The sequence below is a fragment of the Synechococcus sp. H60.1 genome, assembly GCF_047462335.1.
Classification (GTDB): Bacteria; Cyanobacteriota; Cyanobacteriia; order Thermostichales; family Thermostichaceae; genus Thermostichus.
In genome coordinates, this window is the sequence record NZ_JANSJA010000185.1 from 33,603 (window position 1) to 53,356 (window position 19,754).

Consider the following 19,754-nt stretch of genomic DNA (forward strand, 5'->3'; position numbering starts at 1 on the left):
TCATCATAACACAGAGATGGGGGATGGCCACTCCCCTTGCACAAAAATAGCCGGTGCTATTCGGCTGCCTAGGTCAAGAGCCCCAAAGGAGAGCGCTCCCCGTTGCCCTAGCCCAGCTTTTCCAGGCGGGCTTGCAAAAGCTGCATCTGGGCCTCCAGCTCTGCCAGTTGCTCGCGGCTGGCCTGCACCACTTCCGGGTTGGCCCGACTGAGGAAATTGGGGTTCTCCAGGCGGGCGCGGATCCCTTGCGCCTCTTTTTCCAGCTTGGCCAGATCTTTTTGCACTTTAGCCTGCAGCGCCTCCACATCCACCAGCCCCGTCAAGGGCACCAGCACCTGCACCGTGCCCACTACGGCAGCCGCCACCTGCTTGGGTTCCCTGGCCAGGGATCCCGTAATTTCTAGGGACTCGGCCTTGGCCAGATCACGGATGTAGGCTTGAGCGGCGGTGAGGATCCGCTGCTCGTCGGGATCCTCGGTAACCAGCAGAGCCGTGATGGTTTGATGGGGCTTAAGGCCAGCCTCTGCCCGCAGGTTGCGCAGGCTGCTGATGGTCTGGATCACCAGGCCGAACTCCCGCTCCAGTTGCGGGTTAATCCAGCTAGGGTCAGGGGCGGGATAGGGCTGGACGGAGATGGAGGTGGCTTGGTTGGCCTGGGTGAGGAGCTGCCAGACTTCTTCGGTGACGTGGGGCATCCAGGGGTGCAGCAGCCGGAGGATGGTCTCCAGCACAGTGGCCAACACCTGCTGTGCCGTGCGCTTGGAGGTTGGGTCTTCTCCCCGCAGCCGCGGCTTGACCAGCTCGATGTACCAGTCGCAGAAGTCATCCCAAATCAGGGAATACAAGAGCCGCGCCCCCTCGCCCAGGCCGTAGGCTTCCAGCTCTTCGATAACCTGGGTGGCCGTGGAGTGCAGCCGCGACAGGATCCAGCGATCGGCCAGCTCCAGCGCCTCCGGAGCCGGGGATCCCAGTTGGGCGGGGGTTTGCCCCTCCAGGTTCAGGAGCACAAAGCGGGAGGCGTTCCAAATCTTGTTGGCAAAGTTGCGGGCCGCCTCCACGCTGGCACTCTCGCCCGTCTTGCGGTCGTAGGCCAGGCGGATATCCTGCCCTGCCCCCACCACTTCTTTAACCAAAGCGTAGCGCAGGGCGTCGGTGCCGTATTTGTCCAAGAGCTCGATGGGATCGATGCCGTTGCCCTTGGACTTGGACATTTTTGCCCCGTGCTCGTCCCGCACCAGGCCGTTGATGTAGACATCTTTGAAGGGGATCTGGCCGGTAAACTGCACTCCCATCATGGCCATGCGGGCCACCCAGAAGAAGATGATGTCGAAGCCCGTGGACATGAGGGAGGTGGGGTAGTAGCGCTTGAAGTCCTCCGTCTCTTCCGGCCAGCCCAGCGTGGAAAAAGGCCACAAAGCCGAGCTAAACCAGGTGTCCAACACATCGGGATCCCGCTCCAGCCGCTCGAGGGCCGGGCCAAACTTCTCCCGTGCCTTCGCCCAGGCCTCTTCAGCATTGCGGGCCACCACAAAAGCCTGGGGATCCTCAGGGATCTGGCCGTCGATGACGGGGTACCAGGCCGGGATCTGGTGCCCCCACCACAGTTGCCGCGAGATGCACCAGGGGCGCAGCTTCTCCAGCCAGCCCGTGTAAACCTTGGTCCAGCGCTCCGGAATAAAGCGGGGGTTGTGGTGCTCCCGCTCCTCCTGCAGGCAGCGGGCCGCCATGCCGGAAACATCGCAAAACCACTGAATGGAGAGCAGCGGCTCAATGGGCACACCCCCGCGGTCGCTGTAGGGCACGCTGTGGGTGTACTCCTCCACCTTCTCCAGCAGACCGTGCTCGGCAAACCACTGCACCACCCTCTCGCGGGCCACAAAGCGATCCAGACCGGTGAAGGGATCCCCGTTCTCGTTGAGGGTGCCGTCCTTGTTGAGAATGTTGATCAAGGGCAACTGATGGCGCCGGCCCATCTCAAAGTCGTTGGGATCGTGGGCTGGGGTAACTTTGACACAGCCGGAGCCAAAGGAGGGATCCACGTACTCGTCGGCAATGATGGGGATCAAGCGCTCCTTGATGGGCAGCCGCACGAACTGGCCAATGAGATGGCGGTAGCGCTCGTCTTGGGGGTGGACCGCCACGGCTGTATCCCCCAGCATTGTCTCGGGGCGGGTGGTGGCCACCACCAGGTACTGGTTGGGATCCGCAGCCAGGGGATAGCGGAAATGCCAGAGGTGGCCCTTGACCTCTTTGTTGTCCACCTCAATGTCGGAGACGGCCGACTGGGTGGCCGGACACCAGTTGACCAAATACTCGCCCCGGTAAATTAGCCCTGCTTCGTAGAGGCGGACAAAGGCTTCCGTAACTGCCCGGCTCAGCCCCTCATCGAGGGTAAAGCGATCCCGCGTCCAGTCCAGTGACAAGCCCAGGCGCCGCAGTTGGCTTTTGATGGTGCCCTGGGATTGCTCCTTCCAGGCCCAGGCCCGCTCCAGAAAAGCCTCGCGGCCCAGGTCAAAGCGGCTCTTGCCCTCCTGGCGCAGTTGGTTTTCCAGGATGGTGTGCACGGCAATGCTGGCATGATCCGTACCGGGCAGCCAGAGGACGTTGTAGCCGCGCATGCGCTTGTAGCGCACCACCACATCCGGCAGGGTAAAGGCAAAGGCATGGCCCATGTGGAGGCTGCCCGTGACGTTGGGCGGGGGCAGCACCATGCTGAAGGCTTCTCCCGGCGCCTTGGGATCTGCCACATAAAACCCCTTTTCCTCCCAAAAACGCTGCCACTTCGGCTCGGTTGCAAAGGGGTTGTACTGGCTGGGCAGGTGGGCAAGGGCAGGTGCAGCAGTCATGCCGAATCTAGGCCAGGGCTTCTCGAAGAACTACCCTAATAGGTTAGCAGGCTTACTTCAGCCTGACGGGCTCTTGCGGCTCTCTTTGCCGGGGTGGGCCTTGCGGGGGATTCCTCTTGACCTTGTAGTTAGCTATAGGGTTTAGGCTAGGAGAGCTGCTGGAGAGAGGGTATAGAACCGGGCATGTCTGAACTGCTGCGGGTGGGTCAGGTAGCCGAGAAGTTGGGCATCAGTCCCCAAACCCTCTACTTCTACGAGCGCCTGGGGCTCATCCCCAAACCGCGCAGGACGGAGGGGGGCTATCGCCTCTACGGGGAGCCTGAGCTGGAGCGGCTGGCTTTTATTGCCCGCGCCAAGGCTTTGGGACTTACCCTGGCCGAGATCAAAGAACTGCTCTTGCTTCAGGAGAACGGGCAAGCTCTGCCCTGCTGGCAGGTGTACGTAAAGCTAACGGAAAAACTTAGACAAATCGATAAGTCAATTGCCCATCTGCAGGAACTCAAAGGGGAGCTATCGACACTCATTGAACAGTGTCAACAGAAATTTTCCGAACAAGAGAAAAGTTCCTCTTGCACTATCTTCCAACAACAGCTCGATAACCCATGACAAGAGAACCCCTTGCACCATTTTCTGCTAATGCTTGGCAGCCCTTGTGTCCAAGGAGCGGGGAGCAAGGGATCCCGGTTCAACTGATTACCCTGAAGAGCCTGCTGTTCCCTCGAGCTTTGGCACAACTGGATGCGGACAGCAACTATGCGTTTTGCCGGGATCCCATTTGTCCTGTTGTTTATTTTTCTGAGCAAGGTCAAAGCTTTGGGGTTGACGACCTCAAGGTGCCAGTCTTTCAAAAAGAAAGTGGCGAGGACGTGCCCGTCTGCTACTGTTTTGCATGGACCCGCCGGCGCATTCGGCAAGAGCTGCAGGGATCCACAACGCCCCAGGCCATTCTTGCCGAGATTGCCGCCCACATCAAAGCCAGGCGCTGTGGCTGCCAGGTCAACAACCCCCAGGGGTTTTGCTGTCTGGAAAATGTCAGGCAGGTCATCTTAGAAGTGCAGCAAGAGAAAGTTGGGGAACGAGATAGCTGAAGAGCCAAAAGACCAGAGATTTCTCCGTTTCAAGGGTAGCTTTGGTCGTACCATTCCTACGAGGATTGCGCACAGATTGTCCAACCTTCTAAAGGCAAACTTGTGTCTAGAATCTTCTCGGCTGGGGTGGGAATTATCGCAATTATCGGCTAAAATAGGCGTTGAGCCATTCCAGGCATTCCATGAAGTAAAACACCAACGGCGCGGTAAAGACATAGCTATCGCCCCGATCCAAAATGCCGCCGTGGCCGGGGATGAGATCCCCGGAATCTTTGACGCCGGCATCCCGCTTCATCAGCGATTCCGTTAGGTCGCCCAACAGGCCCGTTAGCCCAATCAGAAACCCCAGCACGCTGCCGCTCCACCAGCGCCAGGGCCAGTTCAGATAGTAGGCTCCGGCCATGGCCAGGGCCATGCTGGCTGCGATCCCGGCCACGGCCCCTTCCACCGTTTTTTTGGGGCTGAGGAGGGAGAGCTTGGTGCGCCCAAAGGCCCGCCCACAGAGGTAGGCCGCTACATCGGCAGCAATGACACAGCCAATAGCCAACAGCGTAATCCACAGCCCTTCCCCCAGTCCTTGGGAAAAAGACAAAGCCCTGACCCGAATCCAGAAGCTGGGCAACAGCGCGCAGTAAAACAATCCCAAAATCGAGGTGGCAATGTCGGCGATGGTGGCCAGCTTGGGCTTAAAAAGCAGATAAAAGCAGATCACAGAACCGGCCACGATAAAAGCAGGGCTGGTCCACTCCGGCTTAACCTGCTGCAAAATCACCAGCACCTGGCTGGAAAACATGGTGGTGCGCATGGCCGGTGCATTGCCCTTGGCCTGCACCAAGCGAAAGAACTCCAGTTGCGCCAGAAAAATAATCAGCCCAATGGCTGCCGTGAAGTACCAGCCCCCTAGCAGGGTGACCGTCAGGGCAAATAGCACCGCCGCAAAACCGCTAACCCAACGGACTCCCATAGGCGCACCCCGTTATCTTGGCCGGCCCTTCAGCTTCCAGGAGAAGATCCCCCCTAGAAAAAGCCTTTGCCAGGATACCTGCTCTTGCAGTATTCGCCTCAGCGGGACGGAGTTCTGACTTCGATGCGGCTGCTGCAATGGCAATGCCTCCTGCCTTAATCTTTCAGTCTACCCCCCTTCCTCCAGAACTGGGATCCACCTCGATCTCCCCTTCAGCAGGATTGCAAGTGCCCCCAAGCGTGGGATAATTAAAAGACTGCAAAAATGGGTTACCCTTAATCACCTTCCAGCATGGTTCAGGAACTTACCCCTCCCGTGGCTAGTGCTCGCATCTCTGCCGAAGAGGCCCGCATGCTCTACGAAGACATGGTGTTGGGCCGCCTGTTTGAGGACAAGTGCGCCGAAATGTACTACAAGGGCAAGATGTTTGGCTTTGTGCACCTGTACAACGGGCAGGAGGCGGTGTCCACGGGGGTGATCAAGGCGCTCAAGCCCACCGACTACGTGTGCAGCACCTACCGGGATCACGTGCATGCCCTCAGCGCCGGGATCCCCCCGCGGGCGGTGATGGCGGAGCTCTTTGGCAAAGCCACCGGCTGCAGCAAGGGCCGCGGCGGCTCGATGCACCTGTTCTCGGCGGAGCACAACTTTTTGGGGGGCTACGCCTTTGTGGCGGAAGGGATCCCGGTGGCCACAGGGGCGGCCTTTTCGGCCAAGTACCGCGGCACCGACCAGGTGACAGCCTGCTTCTTTGGGGATGGAGCCTGCAACAACGGCCAGTTCTACGAGTGTCTCAACATGGCCGCCCTCTGGAAGTTGCCCATCCTCTATGTGGTGGAAAACAACTTCTGGGCTATCGGCATGGCCCACAAACGGGCCACTTCAGTAACCGACATCTACCTCAAGGGCCCTGCTTTTGGCATGCCCGGCTACCAAGTGGACGGCATGGACGTGCTGGCGGTGCGAGAGGCTGCCCAACAAGCTATTGCCCGGGCCCGCGCCGGCGAAGGCCCCACCCTGCTGGAGTGCATCACCTATCGTTTCCGGGGCCATTCCCTCGCCGATCCTGACGAGCTGCGCAGCCCGGAAGAAAAAGAGTTCTGGCGGCAGCGGGATCCCATTAAGCAACTGGAGCGCTACACCCTCGAACACAACTTGATGACTGAGGCGGACTTCCAGGCCATTCAGGAAAAGGTGAGCGCCGTGATTGAGGATGCCGTCCTTTTCGCGCTGGAAAGTCCTGAGCCTACCCTGGACGAGTTGCACCGCTTCGTTTTCGCCGAAGACGAGTAGATCCTGCCTAGTTCCCAGGTGTCGAGGGAGTGCGGGAGCCGAGACCTGGCTTGGCCAGCCAGGTTCTCTCGCCAACTCTGACGGACTTTCCACCCAGGCCGCCGTTGCCGCTCTCTTGGCGATCCTCGATGCTTAGCATCAGAGAAACCTTCTCCAGATCTGCGCTATTGCGCAGATTTTTTTGTAAAAATCGCTTTCCATTTGTTTACATAGCTTCATATCATTAGTATGTTGAGCATAAGTACTTATTCCCGGCCATGAGTAATTCCCTTGAGTTTCCCTGGCTGTCGGCCCTGGTGCTTCTGCCGCTGCTGGCAGCCTTTGGGATCCCTCTGCTCCCCCAGAGCCGCTGGGCGCGTTGGTATGCCCTGGCGGTGGGGGCTTTGGATTTGGGCCTGATGGTCTATGTTTTCGGGCGGCACTACAACCTGCAGGATTTCTCACTGCAACTGGCAGAACGCTACGCCTGGGTACCCCAAATTGGTCTGCACTGGTCGCTGGCGGTGGATGGCCTGTCCTTCCCGCTGGTGTTGCTCTCGGGCTTGATTACGACTTTGGCGATGGTGGCGGCTTGGGAGGTGGCTGACAAGCCGCGCCTGTTTTTCTTCCTGCTGCTAATGATGTATGGCGCCCAGGTGGGTGTGTTCCTGGCGCAGGATCTGCTGCTTTTCTTCTTGATGTGGGAGATCGAGCTGGTACCCGTTTATCTTCTCATCTCCATTTGGGGTGGGCCGCAACGCCAGTATGCTGCCACCAAGTTCCTCCTCTACACCGCTGCCGCCTCTATTTTTATTCTGGTGGGGTCCCTAGCGATGGCCTTCTACGGCGAGGGCTTTAGCCTGGAGATGGCAGAGCTGGGTGCAAAATCCTACCCGCTGGCCCTGCAGGTCTTGGCGTATGCAGCTTTCCTGATTGCCTTTGGGGTGAAGCTGCCCATTTTTCCGTTTCACACCTGGCTGCCGGATGCCCATAGCGAAGCCTCGGCGCCCATTTCGATGATCTTGGCCGGGGTGCTGCTCAAGATGGGGGGCTACGGCCTCATCCGCCTGAACGTGGGCATGCTGTCGGAAGCCCATGTGTCCTTTGCCCCGGTGCTGGCGGTGTTGGGCACAGTAAACATCATCTACGGGGCGCTGGGGGCTTTGGGGCAAAACCACCTCAAGCGGCGCCTGGCCTATTCTTCCATTGCCCACATGGGCTTTGTGTTGATCGGCATTGCCACTTTTACGGAGCTAGGCCTCAACGGCGCCCTGCTGCAGATGATCTCCCACGGTCTCATTGCGGCGGTGCTCTTCTTCTTGACAGGGATCACCTACGAGCGCACCCACACCCTTGCTCTCGACAAGTTGGGCGGGCTGGCCAAGCAAATGCCTAAGACCTTTGCCCTGTTTACAGCAGGAGCTTTGGCCTCGTTGGCGCTGCCGGGGATGAGCGGGTTCGTGGGTGAGCTGACGGTGTTGCTGGGCTGGACCACCAGCGACGCCTATGCGCCGGCCTTTAAGGCAGGGGTGGCCCTGCTGGCGGCGGTGGGCCTCATTCTTACCCCCATCTACTTGCTCTCCCTGCTGCGGCAGGTGTTCTATGGAGCTCAGGATCCCGGGCTGGTGCTAGAGGAGTATCTGGGGGACATGCGCCCACGGGAAATGGCTGTCGCCCTCTGCCTGCTCTTGCCCATCCTCGGCATCGGCCTCTACCCCCGTTTGGCTACCCAGACCTACGATGTCACGACGGTAGCGGTGGCGGCCCAGTTGCGCAGTGTCCTGCCGACGGAAATTGTGCAACGGCCCCTCTTGCCGGTGCAGCCGGCTCAGGTGGCGGCCTTGCCCCCGACCGATTAGAGGGTGTCGGGATCCCCGCTTTTGCCTTCAACGGAAGAGCTGTTGCTTGAGAAGTCCTCTACCTCAAGTTTCAGCTCTTCTTTTATTTCGAGGTTAAACGTGGGAGGGGGGATTTTTTAGGCTGGAATTCGCTTCTGGCCCCTAGCGAGGATCAGAATGAATGGAGTTGCGTTCGCTCAGGTTGAGCTGCACCACCAGCCACCAAAGGGTAACGTCGGAGTAAGTTGCCCGCCGCTTCAGCCGGGAAATGGAATGAACCGGATTTTGGCTGTCGATCATCCACTCCGAAGCGATGATTTGGCTACGTTGCTGAGCATTCATTGCCTCTCCCCCTTCGAACTGCTCAAGACTTGGGATAGCTCCTACTTTTAGGATGGCGAATTTGTAGGGGAGCGTGTGAAAAAATATATTACGCAGGGATCCCTAAGGACAGCTAACTTTCTTAGCAACTCGGATCCCGACGGCTGCTCAGTTGAGAACCTACTGGCCGAGGAGCCAAAAAAACTTTGCAAAAGGGTGAGGAATTGAGCAGGGAGAATTGTCTTTGTCTTTACAAGTCTTAAGACCTGGAAAAATTCAATTCTCTCCTTCTCTGCCAGCCTGGAAACAGGGATCCCTCTCTAGGAACCGGCGGCGAGCCGATCCCAAATCTCTTCGTGGGAGAGGCCCTTGCGCACCCATTCTTCACCATTGTGTAGCCGCTGAGCGGTGCCGATGAGAAAGCGGTTGCAGTCGGCTCCCAGGGATTCACAGGTGGTTTGCACACAGACCAGATCCCGGCCCGAGAGCAACGAGAAGAGGCCGGCCAGCATTCCTGCCTCTAGATAGCCGGCAGGCTCCCGCTGCGCAGACAGCTCCTCCGGGCTGAGGCTGGCACGAGCAGCCAGGGCAAAGCCGGAGTTGCGGATCCTAGCCTCCACCAAGCCGCGGTCAGCAGCGGAAAAATCCAGCTCTAGGCGTCCCCAGCCGTGGGTGGCCCAGAGCTCGCTGAGGGCATCGAGGAAGATCCCCAGCGGCAATTCCTGCAACGGCTGTTGGTAGTAGCGGGAGAGTTCGTCTTCGATGCGGCGGAAAAACGCTTCTCCCCACTCGCGACCACAGTTGTAGAGGATGACGCGGGTGGCTTGCCCGGTCTCGTAGCGCAAGCCGGCGTAGATGGCTTCCAGGAGAGGCATGGGAAAGGCTGCCAGGCGGTATCCTCCCCGGCTGTAGAGCAGGCCGCTGTGGATGTCGGGACGGATGTAGTAGGCAGGGCTAAAGCAGTGCCCGGGCAGGATCTGGTCTTGCAGGATCTCTTGCAGGGTAGTCATGGCTTTCCTCTCAGGGAGATGGACGGACTTGAGGGCGGCTGAAACTTAGGCTTTTATGGTCATTTCAAATAAGTTGGTTGCCTGGATCCCAGCTCCCCTCTCCCTCAGGGAGAGGGGCTGGGGGTGAGGGCAAGCTCCCTCAGGGAGAGGGGCTGGGGGTGGTCGCGTGAGCGGCGCGGAGCCCTTGGGCGAGCAGCACGGAGCACTGGGATAGTAGGGAGTGCCTTTATCTGGCCATAGGGAGCAAGGAATGGATGAGCAGGGAGTGGGCTGTATACAGTAATTGGTGGATGGATCGAGAGTCCATTGACTTCAGTTGACCAGCATCGACTTGGCCAAGAGCACGTAGGGGCGGATGGCCTCGCTCTCTTCGGGGCCGAAGACAGCGCTGAGGGAGTCGAGCATCAACTTATAGGCAGGCTGGCACTGGTCACGCATCTTGAAGGACTTCAGGATCGTCTCCAGCCAGTAGAGCAACTTATCCCGCAGGTAATCCTCATCGTTGAGCACCATGGCCAGGCAGCAGTAGCGCCACACCATGCTTAGATCCCGGCGGCAACGCTCCCAGGCCAGGTGCCCATGTTGGCGGGGCAAATTCGGCATCATCGGCTGGAACTTCTCCATCACCCGCTCCACCAGCTCTTGCTCTTTGGCCTGCAGGACTTGATAGAGGCGGACTCGTTTGGGGATCCCTTCCACATAGGCGTGTAGGGTTTTCAGCTCGTCTGGGCGCAGATAGCGGCCCTCACTTTGTTGCATCAGCGCGGTCACCATTGAATTCATAGGAAGCCCCCTTGGTTTAGACGAACATTTGCATCAGGGTGAGCGCTTCTTCCGACGGAGCTGCAGTCTCGGTTTGAGGAGCAAATTCCGGCTCAAGCCGCTCTGGGGAAGGGGTGCAGACAGCCTGTAGCGCTTGCCAGTAGGGGGCAAGCAAACCCTGCTGCTCCGCCGGCAGGGATCCCTGCACCACCGCCTGCAACTGCCGGAGCGCTTCCGGCAAACCCAGATACCGTTCCATCGCCCCACACCTCCATTGCCGCAGGGGCAGGGGATCCCCCAACAACAAGCTCAGGCCCAGGGAGCGCAAGCAGAAGGCCAGTTGCCGGGCCAAGAGGCGCTGAGTGGGGGTGAGAGAGGATTCTGCCTCACCGCTGTACCCGTGCTGTTGCAGAACCTTCTCGATCCACGCCAGCTCTTGTTGTTGCAAGACTTGGTAGAGATCCAGCCGCTCTGGAAAGGAGAGAGCGTAGCGGATGAGATCCTGCAGATCGTCGGGCGTCAGGTAATCCCCTTCTCGATCGGCAATGCGCTCCGGCCAGGAGTGAAGGTCATTCATGGGTGAGGTCTCCTTAAAAAACCCGATTCAAAACCAGTCTCAAAACGAGTCAAAAGATCGAGCAGCTCGAGGAAGCAAAACCCAAGTTGGGGCAAAGCAGGGCTAGAGCAAGGCTCCACCAAACAAAGCGGCAAAATCCTCAAGCGTAAAGGGATCCTCTGGCGGCAGCTCCGGCGGTGGCTCAGGGCGCGGGCGGACGCCCGACCAATTGCAGCCGGCAAAAAACTGCCCTACCGACTGGGCCAAGAACAGGGGGGAGTCCGACAGCGATTCTGGAGCGAAGGGAGCTTTGGCCAAGGGCCGGTTATCCCAGTTCAACCCCTGTAAAAACACCGCCAGCGGCTGGGTTAAGTCCAGATCGGTGTCTAGGTTGAGGGTGACCATGGGCGTTTCTCCAAAGTGGCAAGGGAAGGATTGCAAAAGCCACAGGCAGACCTCACAGTTGGTGCAAACGCTGCTCGATCTCGCGGGCGCTGGCCCCTTCGCTCACCCAGAAATTGGCGGCATCGATGCGCTCTTGCCCGCCCAGCAAAAACTTGCAATAGGTCTCCCCCATGGCGTAGCACTGGATTTCGATGCAGGCCAGCTCGCGGGAAGTCATAGCAGAGAAAAATCCGGCAAATAGCCCGGCATAGAGGTGACAAACCGGCTTGCCCACATCGCCCAAGGTGCGGGCCACCAGCGAGTCAAACAGGTTGATGAATAGGAACCCTTTTTGCTTGGACTCGGTTTCCACCTCCCACTTGCCCCAGCCTTGCGCCGTAAAAGGCCACCACCAGGTCTCCAGCAAAAACAGAAGGTTGGACTGCTTGACCCCAACTCCGTACTCCCGCTCATACCACTGGGAAAAATGCTGGGCATCGCGGCTGCCCCAGTCTCTGCCGATGGTGTACATCACCGCCGCAGAGGCATCGCCCACTTCCCGCTCTAGGCCCGCCTGCAGGCCGACAATGAAGTCTTCGCTGAGCAGCAGGTTTTGGGTGTTGTTCCAGTCGATGATCGTGCCTTGCTCTCGGTTAAAGCGGAAGAAATCGCGGTAGCTGTAGTGGGCGTGCTTGTCGCGGCCCACCGGCATGGTGACTGCGGGACGGGGATCCGGTCGAGTGGTAACGCTGGCCATGGCTTTCTCCTCAACAAAACTGAGCCGTGATCCACTGCAGCAGGAACCCAAGCAGAGTGTTGGGATCCCTTAGGCCTCGCGGGTCTGGGCAAGGGTGCTGCCGATGATGCGGAAGTCTTCGTTTTCCAGTTGCTTGATCGTGGAACGGGTGATGATCTTGCCCTCCTCCACCAAAACGCGCCCTGTTCGGGGGTGCAGCAAGTCTTGTTCGGCCCGCCGACCGATGAGCACCTCGATATCCTTCAGCGAGTTCACGTACATCCCCGGCGGCAGCTCCACCACCACCCCATCGGCCACCACCCGTGCCTGACAGGCCAAGCGGGAATTGCTGCGGGCGCTGGTGATCGTCTCCAGGGTTTTGGCCTCGCGGGGGGTGATGGGGGTGAGGCTCTCCATGCCCTCCTTGACGTAGACATGACAGGTGGCGCAGAGGCCGCGGCCGTTACATTCCTTGGAGACATGGAGCTCCTCCGACAAAATGGCCGACAGCAGATTGCTGTAGGTATCCACCTCCGAGACGCGGGATAGAGGATCTAGCCGGATTTGTTTCACCATAGGTGGGATCCCCAACTTCAAGGCAGACAAAAACTCTGCCGGCAGATACGCCCTGCCGCAAAAGCAATGCAAGCGAAAAATCAGTTCCTACTCGTATTCTGGATTTTGACCAGGCTGGGGGAATCAAAACGTCACAATCTTTAACTACGGGTAAGTACGAAAAGTTTCTCCATGTAGAAAGCTGGAAAGTAGAATCACGTAAACTCAAAAAAACTGGGGCCTTCTTGTAAACATTTATCGCAAGCTTCCCCGGTTCAACTTATCGACAAGATAAATCTTGAGTAGGGCTTTTGCTCGATTGGATTTTGGGTTGGCATTGACAATTTTTGGATCTGGTTAATGCCGATTGTAAAAGTGTATCGAGCAACTCCATCTTCATCGTTTCTTTAAGTTGACCTCTTGCCCAATCGGTTTTTGTCGGTCGCGTTGCTTGGGAGCTATCGCTATGGAACTACGCCAGCGGGATCCGCAAACGTTGCAAAACCTGTTGCGGGCTGCCTACCAACAGCTTTTGGAACGCCAGCCCTACCAGCACGAGAAGGCGGGAGAGCTGGAAAAAATCGAGCAGGACTTTCTGCGGGGTCGGATTGGGATCAAGCGGTTGGTTCGCCAAATTGGGGGATCCCGGCTCTACCGGCAGCTCTTTTTCAGTGCCGGCTGCAACACCCGCTGTGTGGAGCAGGGTTTTAAGCACTTTTTGGGACGGGCCCCGGCCAGCAAGGAGGAGGTGGCGGCCTACCACGACATTCTGGTGCGCCAGGGCTTTCAGGCCATGGTCAATGCCTTTATCGACTCGGAGGAGTACCGCCACACCTTCGGCAACGACCAACTGCCCCATCCGCGGCAGCGGCTGAGTGGCTGCCCGCCTCTGGCCTACCTGCTGACAGAGCAGATGCACCGGCGCCATGAGCTGGCGATGCAGGGATCCCCACGGCTGCAGAGCTTGGCGGTGATGTAACTCAGGCGGTGGGAGCGGGGAGAAAGTCGAGGCTGTAGGCCTGGCGGACATTGAGGCCAGCTTCGACAATTCCCAGGGCCACCATTTCCTGAAAATAGGTCTGCCAGCGCTGGTGGGTCATGGCGCCGATCCCCAGGGTGGCCGCGTCGCCGGCAGTGAGGAGGCCGTAGTCTTTTAGGGCTTGGTGGGCATAGGCCAGAAGGGCCTCGCTCATGTTGGGGTTGTCCTGGCGGATGAGGCGGTTGCCGGGGCGGGGATCCTCCAGGTAGCTCTGCCAGCCCGCGATGGAGGCGGCCACAAATTTTCGCACCTCCTCCGGGTACCGTTCGGCAAAGGGGCGGGTAGTCTCCAGCGTGGTGGCATAAGGGGAATAGCCGTAGTCGGCCAGCAGGAAGACAACCGGATCAAAGCCGCCCTCCTGGCGCACGCGGAAGGGCTCGGAGGTGACATAGCCCTGCTGGGCAGAGTGTTTGTCCAGCAGGAAGGGGGTGAGGCTGAGGTTGTAGGGACGCTTTTGCTCGTCGGTAAAGCCAAACTTGGCCCGCAAGAAAGGCCAGTAGGTGAGGTTGGCTCCCGGAGAGACCCAGATGGGCTTGCCCCGCAAGTCCTCCAGGCGCTCGATGCCCACGCCCGGATGGGCCAAAAGACACTGGGGATCCTTCTGGAAAAAGGCGGCCACGGTGAGCACGGGGATCCCTGACGGCAGAGCCGCCAGGGCGTCGGGGCTGCCGCCGAGGACAAAGTCCGCTGCTCCTCCAGCCAGCAGTTGCAGCACGTTAACCGCCGTTCCCCCCATGCGGATTTCCACCTGCAGGCCGTAGTCGGCGTAGATACCCAGGGCCAGGGCCTGGTAAAAGCCGCCGTGTTCTGCCTGGGCGTACCAGTTGGTGACTAAGCGCAGGGGCCGGGATCTGGAGCGGCGGGATCCCGCTGCCGCTGCCACTAGAGCAGCTCCACTGGCCAGAAAGCGCCGTCGGGGCCAGAGCTCTGCAGTCACACTAGCCATGGGCAGGGATCCTCAGACTGCAACGCTTTCAGTATCTCGCAACCAGGTGGTTTTTGCCTCAGCTTGGAGGAAGAGTTGCCAAGCAAGTGGGATCCCGCTTTTGCGGCAGGATCAACAGGTAGAGGGCAAGAGAAGGGGTGCAGCAGCATGGGCAAGGTGTATCTGGTGGGGGCGGGGCTGGGTGGGCGGGACGGCCTGACGCAAGGGGCGCTGGAGATCTTGCGGCGGGCTGAGGCCGTCTGGGTGGATGAGCTGGTGGACGAGCGCTTGTTGGCGGAGTTGCCCCCCCAGGCGCAGGTGTGGCGACGTTCCGAAGCAGCGAGCTTGCAGGAGGGCATCCGCTGGCTCATCCAGCGCTGCCGGGAAGGGAAGCAGGTGGTTCACCTCAAGGCGGGGGATCCCTTGATCTTTGGCCGTGCCCGCGAGGAGGTGCAGGCCCTGCGGGAGGCGGGCTGCCCGTTTGAGATCTGGCCAGGCTTGTCGTCGGCCCTGGCCGGCCCTTTGTGGGCAGGGATCCCTCTGACTGATAAGCACTTGAGCCGTGCCTTTGCCGTGCTGACCGCCCACGAGCTGGAGGCCCTGCCCTGGGGCGCTTTGGCCCAGTTGGATACGTTGGTGATCTTGATGGGATCCCGGCAGCGGCAGCAGATTGCGGCCCAGTTGAGGCAAGCTGGGATCCCGCCGGAGCGTGCCGCCGCCGTGATCTGGGGGGCGGGGCAGGCGGAGCAGCAGGTTTGGGTGGGCACCCTGGCAGAGCTGCAACAGGGGGAAGGGTTGGAGCCAGAAAAGCTGCCTGGCCTGCTGGTGGTGGGCGAGGTGGTGCGGCTGCGGCAGGAGTTTTTGCCAGGGATCCCACCGTTACCGCCACCGGCTCCTTTGGCAGGCAAAACGGTGCTGGTCACCCGTGCTGAGGGGCAGTCGCCAGCTTTGCGCGAGCTGCTGCAGACTCAGGGGGCGCGGGTGCTGGAAATGCCTGCCCTGGTCATCCAGCCGCCTACAAGCTGGGATCCCTTGGATACAGCCATTGCCGCCCTAGAGAAGTTCGATTGGCTGCTCCTGACTTCGGCCAACGGCGTGCAGGGTTTTTTCGAGCGGTTGCAGCAGCAGGGGCGAGATAGCCGGGCTCTTTACTCTCTGAAAGTGGCAGTGGTGGGATCCAAAACGGCGGCGGTACTGGCCCAGTACGGCATCCGCCCAGATTTGCTGCCCTCTGAGTTTGTGGCTGAAGCCCTGCTGCCTATTTGGCCGGAGCCAGTGCAGGGGCAGCGCATCCTCTTTCCCCGCGTCGAATCCGGAGGACGGGAGGAGCTGGTGCAGGGGCTGCGGCAACGCGGAGCCGAGGTGGTGGAGGTGGCGGCCTACCAGTCGGCCTGTCCGGCAGCGGCGGATCCCCAGGTGGTGGCTGCCCTCAAGGAGCGCCAGGTGGATATCCTCACCTTTGCCAGCTCCAAAACCGTGCAGCATTTTGCCCATCTCCTCCACCAGGCCGGCCTGGGCCCTGAAGTCTGGGATCCGCCGGTGCAGATTGCGGCCATCGGCCCCAAAACGGCGGCAACCTGCAGGCAGATCTTGGGGCGGGTAGATGTGGTGGCCCAGGAGTACACCCTGGAAGGGCTGGTGGGATCCCTCGTTCAGGCAGACGGTTAGCGCGGATAATGGGCAGGGATTGGCGAAGAAAAGGAACCCCCAAGACACCATGTGGCAGACGGCCAAGCTCTACGAAGACATCCTCTACGAGAAGACCGACGGCATTGCCAAGATCACCCTCAACCGCCCCCACAAGCGCAACGCCTTCCGCCCCAAGACGGTTGCCGAGATGATCGATGCCTTTCTGGATGCGCGGGAGGATCCCAATATTGGAGTCGTGCTCCTGACGGGCGCCGGGCCGCATACGGATGGAAAATATGCCTTCTGTGCTGGGGGCGACCAGAGCGTGCGGGGAGAGGCCGGCTACCTGGACGAGGCAGGCGTTCCCCGCCTCAATGTCCTGGATCTGCAGCGCATCATCCGCTCCCTCCCCAAAGTGGTGATTGCGCTGGTGGCCGGCTACGCCATTGGCGGGGGCCATGTTTTGCATCTCATCTGCGATCTAACCATTGCCGCCGACAACGCCATCTTTGGCCAAACCGGGCCGCGGGTGGGCAGCTTTGACGGTGGCTTTGGGGCCAGCTACTTGGCGCGAGTGGTGGGCCAAAAAAAGGCGCGCGAAATCTGGTTCCTCTGCCGCCAGTACACGGCCGCCCAGGCGCTAGAGATGGGCCTGGTCAATGCGGTGGTGCCCGTGGAGGAACTGGAGGCAGAAGGGATCCGCTGGGCGCGGGAGATCCTCCAGCACAGCCCTCTGGCCATCCGCTGCCTCAAGGCCGCCTTCAACGCCGATTGCGACGGCCAGATGGGGCTGCAGGAGCTGGCCGGGGACGCGACGCTGCTGTACTACATGACCGAGGAAGCTGCCGAGGGCAAACGCGCCTTCTTGGAGAAGCGCCCTCCCAACTTTCGCCAGTTTCCCTGGCGGCCCTAGGGAGCGGCTCCCTGTCCAGGTCGGGATCCCTTAGGCTGGACTTAGTTCCTGGTCTAAGCCGATGGCCGCACCCACTCCGACGCTGCTCTTGGTCGATGGTCACTCCTTGGCCTACCGCGCTTTTTACGCCTTTGCCCACAGTCGCGAGGGGGGCTTGCGCACCTCCACCGGGATCCCGACGAGTGTTAGCTTTGGCTTTTTGAAATCGCTGCTGGAGGTCCTGGAGAAGTACCCCCCCACCCATGTAGCTGTTGCCTTTGATACCCGGCAGCCCACCTTTCGCCACGAGGCTGATGAAACCTACAAAGCAGGCCGCCCGGAAACGCCGCCGGAGTTTCTTGAAGATGTGGAGAACCTCCAGCAGGTGTTGGCGGCGCTGCGCATTCCCATTTTGGCAGTGCCCGGCTTTGAGGCCGACGATATTCTGGGGACTCTCTGTAGGCTTGTTCCCCAAAAGTATCGAGTGCAGATCTTAAGCGGTGACCAGGACCTGTTTCAATTGATTGACCGCGAGGGAAGAATTAGGGTTTTGCACCTCAACAGCAAAGATCGCGTCAGCGAATTTGGCCCCCAAGAGGTCAAAGAGAAATTGGGCATCTGGCCTTGGCAAGTGGTCGACTACAAAGCCCTCTGTGGTGACCCCTCCGACAACATTCCCGGCGTCAAGGGGATTGGCCCCAAGCGAGCGGCAGAGCTCTTGCAGCGCTATGGCAGCTTGGAGGAGATTTTCAACCATTTGGAGGAGATCCCTGGCAAAGTCCAGCAGTACCTTAGGGAAGGGATCACGGCGGCCCGGCACTCCCAATTTCTGGCTCGGATTCACTGCGACGTCCCCCTTGTGCCTGACTGGGAGGGCATGAGGTTGACCGGCTTTGACCCAGAGGAAGTGCTGCCACTGCTGGAGAAACTAGAGTTTCGCAGTTTCATTACTCAAGTGCGGAAACTCCAGGCTACCTTGGGCGGGATCCCCCCTCAGGCAACTGCAGCCAGGACAGCTTCCCCAGAAGCTGCAAGGGATGGCTCTGCCTACGACGAGGCCCTTTGGTTTGATTTTCCCGCTGCTCCCGCCCCTTCTCTGCCGGCAGTGCGCATTGTGGATACCCCAGAGCAATTGGAGCTGTTGCGGCAAGAGCTGTTGGCCTGTTCGGGGATCGTAGCCTGGGATACGGAAACCACGAGTTTGGATCCCCGCGACGCCCAACTGGTGGGAATTGGCTGCTGTTGGTCAGAGGGGGATGTGGCCTATTTGCCCATTGGTCACCGCCAGGGATCCAACCTGGACTGGAACCTAGTTAAGCAGAGCCTAAAGCCCATTTGGGAGGATCCCAATCGGCCCAAAAGCCTGCAAAATTGCAAGTATGATCTCAGTATTTTTCGCGCCCATGGCATCCGCCTACAAGGGATCCAATTTGATCCCATGCTGGCCAGCTACGTTCTCAACCCAGAGGCCAGCCACAACTTGGCCGACTTGGCAGCTAGCTATTTAAATTTGCCCACCACCAGCTACGAAAAGTTGCTGGGCAAAGCAAAGTCCATTGCCGATCTGCCCATTGCCAAAGTGGCAGAATATTGCGGCACCGATGCCTATTGCGCCTATCGCTTGGTGCCTATCCTCACCGAGAAGCTGCAACAGACTGACCCACGCCTCTGGAATCTTTTTATCCAGGTGGAGTTGCCCTTGGCTCATGTTTTGGAAGAAATGGAGTGGGTCGGCATCCGTATCGACACTGAGTTTCTCCAGCAGTTTTCTCAGGAGCTGGAAAAAGAGCTACAAAGCCTGGAGCAAAAGGCCTATGCCCAAGTGGGGGAGGTCTTTAACCTCAACTCTCCCAAACAACTGGCATCCCTACTCTTTGAAAAGCTCAAGCTAGATGTCCGAAAAACTCGCAAGACAGCTACCGGCTACTCCACCGACGCTTCTGTTTTAGAGAAGCTGGAAGGGGATCACCCAGTTATTGAAACTATTCTCCAGTACCGCACCCTGGCCAAGCTCAAATCCACCTATGTGGATGCGCTGCCAGCTCTGGTAAGACGCGATACAGGCAGGGTGCACACCAACTTTAACCAGACCGTTACTGCCACTGGCCGGCTCAGCTCCTCCAACCCCAATTTGCAAAATATCCCCATCCGCAGCGAGTTTAGCCGCCGCATTCGCCAGGCCTTCATTCCCCAGGAGGGATGGCTGTTGGCCTCGGCTGACTACTCACAAATTGAGCTGCGCATCCTGGCCCACCTCAGCCAAGAGCCAACCCTCCTTGAGTGCTTTCGCTCCGGGGAAGATGTGCATACCCTAACCGCTCGCTTGCTCTTTGACAAGCAAGAGGTAACCAGTGAGGAACGCCGCCTTGCCAAGACGATTAACTATGGCGTGATCTATGGCATGGGAGCCCAGCGTTTTGCCCGCACGGCAGGAGTATCGCTGGCAGAAGCTAAGCAGTTCTTGCAGCGATTTAATGAGCGCTATGCTGGCGTTTTTGCCTATCTCCGCGCCACCGAAGCCTTTGTGGAAGAACACGGCTATGTGGAAACCATCCTGGGTCGCCGCCGCTATTTCCCCAATTTGTCTCAGCTATCGGGCCACCGCAAACAAGCCGAGCTGCGGGCTGCTGTGAATGCCCCCATTCAGGGATCCGCTTCAGACATTATCAAAGTAGCTATGGTGCGCCTGCAGGAAAAGCTCCAGAACTTTCGTTCGCGTTTACTTTTGCAGGTTCACGACGAGCTGGTATTTGAAGTAGAGCCCTCAGAATGGCAGGACTTACAGCCCCTCATTCAAAGAGAAATGGAAGGGGCGGTGCCCCTCTCCATACCGCTGGTGGTGGATATTCAAATTGGCCACAACTGGAAGGAGGCCAACTAAGAATGTTAAGCTATGTGAAAGCGTTCGTTATCTCCCTATGGCTGTTGAGATCTACA

At 59.2% G+C, this 19,754-nt stretch carries 18 protein-coding genes; 8 read left to right on the plus strand and 10 right to left on the minus strand.

Annotated features, from left to right (window positions below):
• Window positions 1–107: 107 nt before the first annotated feature.
• Window positions 108–2,846: a valine--tRNA ligase gene (locus NW852_RS09480; protein ID WP_414371845.1), complete on the minus strand. Its 2,739-nt coding sequence runs from the start codon at window positions 2,844–2,846 to the stop codon at window positions 108–110.
• Between the two features lie 183 nt (window positions 2,847–3,029).
• Here NW852_RS09480 and NW852_RS09485 point away from each other — a divergent pair, with 183 nt between their 5' ends.
• Both NW852_RS09485 and NW852_RS09490 read left to right on the plus strand, forming a co-directional pair.
• A complete protein-coding gene (locus NW852_RS09485; protein ID WP_414349108.1) occupies window positions 3,030–3,452 on the plus strand; it encodes a heavy metal-responsive transcriptional regulator in 423 nt (140 codons plus the stop codon).
• A 44-nt stretch (window positions 3,453–3,496) separates the two neighbouring features.
• Window positions 3,497–3,934 carry a putative iron-sulfur cluster-binding metallochaperone gene (locus tag NW852_RS09490; protein WP_414364345.1) on the plus strand — a complete coding sequence of 146 codons (438 nt, stop codon included), beginning with the start codon at window positions 3,497–3,499 and terminating at the stop codon, window positions 3,932–3,934.
• A gap of 142 nt (window positions 3,935–4,076) precedes the next feature.
• Here the strand turns inward: NW852_RS09490 and NW852_RS09495 are convergent, their stop codons facing one another.
• Entirely contained in the window at window positions 4,077–4,898 is an 822-nt protein-coding gene (locus tag NW852_RS09495) for a phosphatidate cytidylyltransferase (RefSeq protein ID WP_414371849.1), read from the minus strand.
• A gap of 291 nt (window positions 4,899–5,189) precedes the next feature.
• On the opposite strand from NW852_RS09495, the gene pdhA reads away from it, so the two are divergent.
• Together pdhA and NW852_RS09505 are read left to right on the plus strand one after the other, a co-directional pair.
• Complete coding sequence (gene pdhA / locus NW852_RS09500) at window positions 5,190–6,191, plus strand: pyruvate dehydrogenase (acetyl-transferring) E1 component subunit alpha (RefSeq protein ID WP_414366314.1); 1,002 nt, start codon at window positions 5,190–5,192, stop codon at window positions 6,189–6,191.
• A 257-nt stretch (window positions 6,192–6,448) separates the two neighbouring features.
• Window positions 6,449–8,029, plus strand: a complete 1,581-nt coding sequence (locus NW852_RS09505; RefSeq protein ID WP_414426680.1) for an NAD(P)H-quinone oxidoreductase subunit 4 — start codon at window positions 6,449–6,451, stop codon at window positions 8,027–8,029.
• Window positions 8,030–8,170: 141 nt separating this feature from the next.
• Here NW852_RS09505 and NW852_RS09510 read toward each other — a convergent pair whose 3' ends face one another.
• The 7 genes from NW852_RS09510 to NW852_RS09540 all read right to left on the minus strand — a co-directional run bounded on the left by NW852_RS09510 (window position 8,171) and on the right by NW852_RS09540 (window position 12,353).
• Window positions 8,171–8,350, minus strand: coding sequence for a hypothetical protein (locus tag NW852_RS09510; protein WP_414366311.1), 180 nt, complete (start codon window positions 8,348–8,350; stop codon window positions 8,171–8,173).
• A 299-nt stretch (window positions 8,351–8,649) separates the two neighbouring features.
• Window positions 8,650–9,339, minus strand: coding sequence for a V4R domain-containing protein (locus NW852_RS09515; protein WP_414366309.1), 690 nt, complete (start codon window positions 9,337–9,339; stop codon window positions 8,650–8,652).
• Between the two features lie 312 nt (window positions 9,340–9,651).
• Window positions 9,652–10,122 (minus strand): phycobilisome protein, encoded by a 471-nt coding sequence (locus NW852_RS09520; protein WP_414366307.1) that lies wholly within the window; start codon window positions 10,120–10,122, stop codon window positions 9,652–9,654.
• Between the two features lie 16 nt (window positions 10,123–10,138).
• The gene (locus tag NW852_RS09525; RefSeq protein WP_414366305.1) at window positions 10,139–10,678 is read right to left on the minus strand and encodes a hypothetical protein; all 540 of its coding nucleotides are present in this window, start codon (window positions 10,676–10,678) and stop codon (window positions 10,139–10,141) included.
• Between the two features lie 102 nt (window positions 10,679–10,780).
• Window positions 10,781–11,062 (minus strand): hypothetical protein, encoded by a 282-nt coding sequence (locus tag NW852_RS09530; RefSeq protein WP_414332444.1) that lies wholly within the window; start codon window positions 11,060–11,062, stop codon window positions 10,781–10,783.
• Between the two features lie 52 nt (window positions 11,063–11,114).
• Window positions 11,115–11,798 (minus strand): V4R domain-containing protein, encoded by a 684-nt coding sequence (locus NW852_RS09535; protein ID WP_414332442.1) that lies wholly within the window; start codon window positions 11,796–11,798, stop codon window positions 11,115–11,117.
• Between the two features lie 69 nt (window positions 11,799–11,867).
• Window positions 11,868–12,353 carry a 2Fe-2S iron-sulfur cluster-binding protein gene (locus NW852_RS09540; protein WP_414332440.1) on the minus strand — a complete coding sequence of 162 codons (486 nt, stop codon included), beginning with the start codon at window positions 12,351–12,353 and terminating at the stop codon, window positions 11,868–11,870.
• Window positions 12,354–12,798: 445 nt separating this feature from the next.
• On the opposite strand from NW852_RS09540, the gene NW852_RS09545 reads away from it, so the two are divergent.
• On the plus strand, window positions 12,799–13,311 hold the full coding sequence (locus tag NW852_RS09545) for a phycobilisome rod-core linker polypeptide (protein ID WP_414366302.1): 513 nt from the start codon (window positions 12,799–12,801) through the stop codon (window positions 13,309–13,311).
• Between the two features lies 1 nt (window position 13,312).
• Here NW852_RS09545 and NW852_RS09550 read toward each other — a convergent pair whose 3' ends face one another.
• A complete protein-coding gene (locus NW852_RS09550) occupies window positions 13,313–14,317 on the minus strand; it encodes an ABC transporter substrate-binding protein (protein ID WP_414371854.1) in 1,005 nt (334 codons plus the stop codon).
• Window positions 14,318–14,464: 147 nt separating this feature from the next.
• Here NW852_RS09550 and cobA point away from each other — a divergent pair, with 147 nt between their 5' ends.
• From cobA to polA, 3 genes are all read left to right on the plus strand, one after another.
• Complete coding sequence (cobA, locus tag NW852_RS09555) at window positions 14,465–15,964, plus strand: uroporphyrinogen-III C-methyltransferase (RefSeq protein WP_414371856.1); 1,500 nt, start codon at window positions 14,465–14,467, stop codon at window positions 15,962–15,964.
• 49 nt (window positions 15,965–16,013) lie between these two features.
• Window positions 16,014–16,838: a 1,4-dihydroxy-2-naphthoyl-CoA synthase gene (gene menB, locus NW852_RS09560; RefSeq protein ID WP_414371896.1), complete on the plus strand. Its 825-nt coding sequence runs from the start codon at window positions 16,014–16,016 to the stop codon at window positions 16,836–16,838.
• A 61-nt stretch (window positions 16,839–16,899) separates the two neighbouring features.
• Entirely contained in the window at window positions 16,900–19,698 is a 2,799-nt protein-coding gene (gene polA / locus NW852_RS09565; RefSeq protein WP_414371858.1) for a DNA polymerase I, read from the plus strand.
• Window positions 19,699–19,754: the final 56 nt, after the last annotated feature.

What these genes read in the sequence shown, in the direction of transcription:
- NW852_RS09480 (WP_414371845.1), bottom strand. Translation starts at nt 2,846, where the DNA reads ATGACTGCTGCACCTGCCCTTGCCCACCTGCCCAGCCAGTACAACCCC.
- NW852_RS09485 (WP_414349108.1), top strand. Translation starts at nt 3,030, where the DNA reads ATGTCTGAACTGCTGCGGGTGGGTCAGGTAGCCGAGAAGTTGGGCATC.
- NW852_RS09495 (WP_414371849.1), bottom strand. Translation starts at nt 4,898, where the DNA reads ATGGGAGTCCGTTGGGTTAGCGGTTTTGCGGCGGTGCTATTTGCCCTG.
- pdhA (WP_414366314.1), top strand. Translation starts at nt 5,190, where the DNA reads ATGGTTCAGGAACTTACCCCTCCCGTGGCTAGTGCTCGCATCTCTGCC.
- NW852_RS09505 (WP_414426680.1), top strand. Translation starts at nt 6,449, where the DNA reads ATGAGTAATTCCCTTGAGTTTCCCTGGCTGTCGGCCCTGGTGCTTCTG.
- NW852_RS09510 (WP_414366311.1), bottom strand. Translation starts at nt 8,350, where the DNA reads ATGAATGCTCAGCAACGTAGCCAAATCATCGCTTCGGAGTGGATGATC.
- NW852_RS09515 (WP_414366309.1), bottom strand. Translation starts at nt 9,339, where the DNA reads ATGACTACCCTGCAAGAGATCCTGCAAGACCAGATCCTGCCCGGGCAC.
- NW852_RS09520 (WP_414366307.1), bottom strand. Translation starts at nt 10,122, where the DNA reads ATGAATTCAATGGTGACCGCGCTGATGCAACAAAGTGAGGGCCGCTAT.
- NW852_RS09525 (WP_414366305.1), bottom strand. Translation starts at nt 10,678, where the DNA reads ATGAATGACCTTCACTCCTGGCCGGAGCGCATTGCCGATCGAGAAGGG.
- NW852_RS09530 (WP_414332444.1), bottom strand. Translation starts at nt 11,062, where the DNA reads ATGGTCACCCTCAACCTAGACACCGATCTGGACTTAACCCAGCCGCTG.
- NW852_RS09535 (WP_414332442.1), bottom strand. Translation starts at nt 11,798, where the DNA reads ATGGCCAGCGTTACCACTCGACCGGATCCCCGTCCCGCAGTCACCATG.
- NW852_RS09540 (WP_414332440.1), bottom strand. Translation starts at nt 12,353, where the DNA reads ATGGTGAAACAAATCCGGCTAGATCCTCTATCCCGCGTCTCGGAGGTG.
- NW852_RS09545 (WP_414366302.1), top strand. Translation starts at nt 12,799, where the DNA reads ATGGAACTACGCCAGCGGGATCCGCAAACGTTGCAAAACCTGTTGCGG.
- NW852_RS09550 (WP_414371854.1), bottom strand. Translation starts at nt 14,317, where the DNA reads ATGGCTAGTGTGACTGCAGAGCTCTGGCCCCGACGGCGCTTTCTGGCC.
- cobA (WP_414371856.1), top strand. Translation starts at nt 14,465, where the DNA reads ATGGGCAAGGTGTATCTGGTGGGGGCGGGGCTGGGTGGGCGGGACGGC.
- menB (WP_414371896.1), top strand. Translation starts at nt 16,014, where the DNA reads ATGTGGCAGACGGCCAAGCTCTACGAAGACATCCTCTACGAGAAGACC.
- polA (WP_414371858.1), top strand. Translation starts at nt 16,900, where the DNA reads ATGGCCGCACCCACTCCGACGCTGCTCTTGGTCGATGGTCACTCCTTG.